Raw genomic sequence first — 4,069 nt, 5'->3', positions numbered from 1 at the left:
GCGGTGGCCGCCGCCAGCTTCTGGCCGTTGCAGCAGAGCGCCTCGGGCACCAGCGCATCCAGCTTGCTCAAGTCGCTCGCCGCCTGGGCACTGGCCAGCAGTGCCTCGATGGCGGGCCAGTCCACCTCGTTGGGGAACACCAGATCCAGGTACTTCTCGATAAAGTGGCGGGCCGAGAAGTCGGGGGCGAGGCGGGCCTTGAGCAGCGCAGCGAACACCAGCCCATAGTCGCGGGCAAACAGCCGCGACAGGGCCGGGGCTATCTCCGGCCATTCGGCGCGTTCACTCAAAGCGCGCAGATGGCGGGCCACCCCCAGTTCAAAATCGTGGTAGCGGGTGAGGTAGAGCCGCCCGTGCCACAGCCGCAGCGGCCAGCGCGGGGCGAGCCCCTCATCCTGTTCCGTACCCACGAGCGGGCTTGCCGCAAACAGGGCGGGCCAGCGGGCAGGATCAGCCAGATCCCCCAGCAGATCCCGGCTCTGCTGGGGATCCAGCCCGAACGGCCGCAGTGATCCGGCGATGAGCATCTCCAGCGGCAGGCAGACATGGCCGCGCCCCAGCTCGAAGCAGGTGAGCGCCGCCCCCAGCACCAGCTCGGGGCTGCCGCCAAGGTCGGCCACCAGCCTGGCAAATTGCAGATCCAGCTGGCGGATGCGGCCAGCCAGCGCCAGTGTTTTCAACCGTTCAACCATCATTGCGCTGGTTGCGGTGCTGATCATGGTGCCGCTCATGCTTCTACCTCGTTCAATGCTTGGGATCCCGCTGTTGACGGCTCACTGCCTTCGCTAAACAACTTATCCAGCCCCAGCACCAGTTCACGGCGCGGGCGGGTATGGAAAATGCCCCCCTGCGGCATGCCGCGCAGGAACAGATAGAAAACGCCGCCAAAGTGCTGCTCGAAGTCGTAACCCGGCAGGCGCAGGGTGAGCAGCCGGTGCAGCGCCAGCGAGTAGAGCTGGTATTGCAGGTCGTAGCGGTGTTCCGCCATCGCCTGCTCCAGCGCCGGACGGCTGTAATCGGCCGGGCTCATGCCGAGGTGGTTTGATTTGTAGTCGAGCAGATACCAGCGCCCCTGCCACTCGAACACCAGATCGATAAAGCCCTTGAGCATCCCCTGCACTGTGGCAAAGCTGAGCGGCTTGTTGCCCCGCGATAGCGGGTCGTGCTGCTGGCAGAGCGCGGTCAGCGCCGGTGCCGTCACCCGCCCCATGGGCAGGAAGAACTCCAGCTCCACCTGTTTGCGCTCGGGCGCCAGATCCCGCAGCCGCACCGGCTCGCCAAAGCCTGTTTCCAGCGGGGTATCCAGCACCGCCTCCACCTGCTGTTGCAGCACCGGTGCCCAGCTTTCGTCGAAGCCGTCTTGCAGCAACAGACTCGCGATATGCTCTGCCAGCGAGTCACCGCCGGCGCTCTGAAAGTCGATGGTCTCGAACAGGCTGTGCAGCAAGGTGCCGGGGCGCGCCCCTTTCGGGAAGGTGAAGATGGAGGGCTGGGGTGCCTCGTCCGGTTGCTCGGAAGCCAGCGCAGCCGCCTCGGTGACGACCTCGTCATCGAAGCCGGGATTGGCCAAGACCCCCTTGCTGTGACCGTGACCCTGCGCTGCCAGCCCGGAGTAGGAGCTGATCCACCAGTCCCGCTCAAGGGAGCCGCTAAAGTGGCGCACCTGCGGCTCGCCCAACTGCTCCTCCTCTGGCGGCAGCGGGGCTGGACGGGTGAGCGAGGGCTCACCGACGGCCACCCCGGGCAGCGCCTGCGCCAGCTCGGTCAGCGCGGTCGCCAGCGTCTGTGCATCCCCCTCTTCACCCTTTTGCAGCAGGTAGCCGATGGCGGTGTGGTGCAGGTCGGTCTTCTCCGACTTGCCTGCACCCGCCCGCACCGGCGCCAGCCCCAGCCAGGTGGCGTAGACGCCCCGGGTCAGCGCCACATAGAGCAGCCGCAAATCTTCGGCAAGGCGCTCCCTGTCCGCTTCGGCGAGCGACGAGTCGGCGCCGGTCAGATCGAGAATGGTGCGATTGCCCGCCTCATCCGCTTCGTGATAGAGCGGGGTCTCGGCGGTTCTGTGGCTGCAGATAAAGGGCAGGAACACCAGCGGGTACTCCAGCCCCTTGGATTTGTGGATGGTGACGATCTGCACCAGCTTGCGCTCGGATTCGAGCCGCAGTACCTGCTCCGCATCCTGCCCGTTGGGGCGGCTCACCGCCTCCCCCAGCCAGCGCAGCAGGGCGTACTCCCCATCCAGCTCGCTGCTCACCTGTTGCAGCAGCTCGCCGAGATGGAGGAAGTTGGTCAGCCGCCGCTCGCCGTAGGGGCTCGCCAACAGCGAAGAGGCGAGATTGCGCCGGTGCAGCAGGGCCCGCAGCATGGCCAGCACGCCACGGCGATGCCAGATCTTGCGGTACTCCATAAACTCCTGCACCGCGCTCTCCCACGCCCGCTCGTCGCTGGCCAGCCCATCGAGCGCCTTGGCGTCGAGATCAAACAACCCGGTCGCCAGCGCCGCCCGCAGGCTGCGCTCTTCACTCGGGTTCTGGCAGGCGTGCAAAATCAGCAAAATCTCCCGCGCCTCCGTCTGCTCCAGCACACTCTCGCGGTTCGACAGGTAGACGGAGGCGATGGCGAGGCGCGCCAGCTCCTGCTGCACCAGCTTGCCCTCGGCGCCGGTGCGCACCAGCACGGCGATATCCCCGGCCTTCACCGCTTTGTCGCCGATCAGCGCCTTGCCCTCGCGGGCCAGCGTCAGCAGGCGGTGGATCTCGGCGGCGGTGGCGCGGGCCATCTTGCTCTGGTAATCCCCCCGGTTGAAGGTGGGCTGGCCGGTCAACTGCCAGCACTGGAGCACGGGCGCGGTGGTGCCATCGAGCAGCAGCGCCTTGCTCTTGCCCTGCGCCTCCACCGGCAGGAAGGGGATATCCGCCTCGTAGATAAAGGGATCTTTCGCCCGCTCGAACAGGCCGTTGACCGCCCCCACCAGCGCACTGCTGGAGCGCCAGTTGCGCCCGAGGGTGTAGTGGGCGCTCACATTTCGCCGCGCCTGAATGTAGGTAAAGATGTCGGCGCCGCGAAAGCCGTAGATGGCCTGCTTGGGGTCACCGATCATCAACAGCGCCGTGTCTGTGTGGCCGCCGTAGAGGCGATGGAAGATGCGGTACTGCTGGGGATCGGTATCCTGAAATTCATCGATCATTGCCACCCGGTAGGTGGCGCGAATGCGCTCGCAGAGCCGCTCGCCAAGGCTGGAACCGAGCGCCCCGTCGAGATCTTTGAGCAGGTCATCGAACGAGAGCTGATGGGCTTGGCGCTTGCTGGCCTGCATCCGGCTACGCACCACCTTGGCGGCCCGTTGCAGGATCAGATCCCGAATACCGGGGCGGCTCGCCAGCAACTCGTCTATCTGACTGAACAGCGGCAGGGTCGGCACAGCGCCCCCCTTCTTGAGGTTCTCCTCCAGCACCGTCTGGCCAAAGCGCTCCAGCTCCTTGGGGATGGCGTAGCCACTGGCCTCGTCCTGTGCCCAGTCAGCTATCTTGGCAAGCCACCCTTCGTAGTTCTTGCCGGTGTAGCGGCTTACTTGCCCGTCGGTCTGGCGGCGGATCTCGTCCGTCTGCGCCAGCCATTCGCTCTTCACCGCCGCGATGCGACTCATGGCTGCCTGATGGCGAGCGGCGAGGGTCTCATCCCCCAGCGCGGGATGGATCTCCAGCTCGCTGTTGTCGAGCCAGCTGCCCATCTCCCGCAGCAGGGCGGCGGGGCTCGGCCAGAGCGCGCGCACCGCGCTGGCGAGGGCTTTATCCACCGGATAGAACTCGGCGCGCCAGTAGTCGCTCACCGCCTGCAGCCTGAGCTGGCTGTCGTCGGTGAGAAATTCGGTTTCAAAGAGGGCGCCCGACTCGAAGGCATTCTGCTTGAGCATCCGCTGGCAGAAGCCGTGGATGGTAAAGACCGCCGCCTCGTCCATCTGCCGCTCGGCGGCCAGCAGGCGGCGTGCCGCCAGCTCGTGATCCGCCACCTCGGCCAGCAGCTGGGCCAGCAGGGCATCATTGCTATGGCCGCGCATAAAGGCGAGCCGCGC

The 4,069-nt window shown here is 66.3% G+C and carries 1 protein-coding gene and 1 pseudogene; both read right to left on the bottom strand.

The window, feature by feature from the left end; genetic code table 11:
* A pseudogene (locus AB5Y92_RS17335) lies at positions 1 to 731 on the bottom strand (exodeoxyribonuclease V subunit alpha); the annotation flags it as partial.
* A partial coding sequence (gene recB / locus AB5Y92_RS17330; RefSeq protein ID WP_368227249.1) for an exodeoxyribonuclease V subunit beta occupies positions 728 to 4,069 on the bottom strand: 3,342 nt, incomplete at its 5' end. The pseudogene AB5Y92_RS17335 and the gene recB, both read right to left, overlap by 4 nt.

Origin of the sequence: Aeromonas sp. R1-1, assembly GCF_040908495.1 — a bacterium.
In the GTDB taxonomy this organism is placed as follows: domain Bacteria; phylum Pseudomonadota; class Gammaproteobacteria; order Enterobacterales; family Aeromonadaceae; genus Aeromonas; species Aeromonas veronii.
Note: the sequence above shows the minus strand (reverse complement) of the source record. Positions and strands in the feature narration are given on the sequence as shown.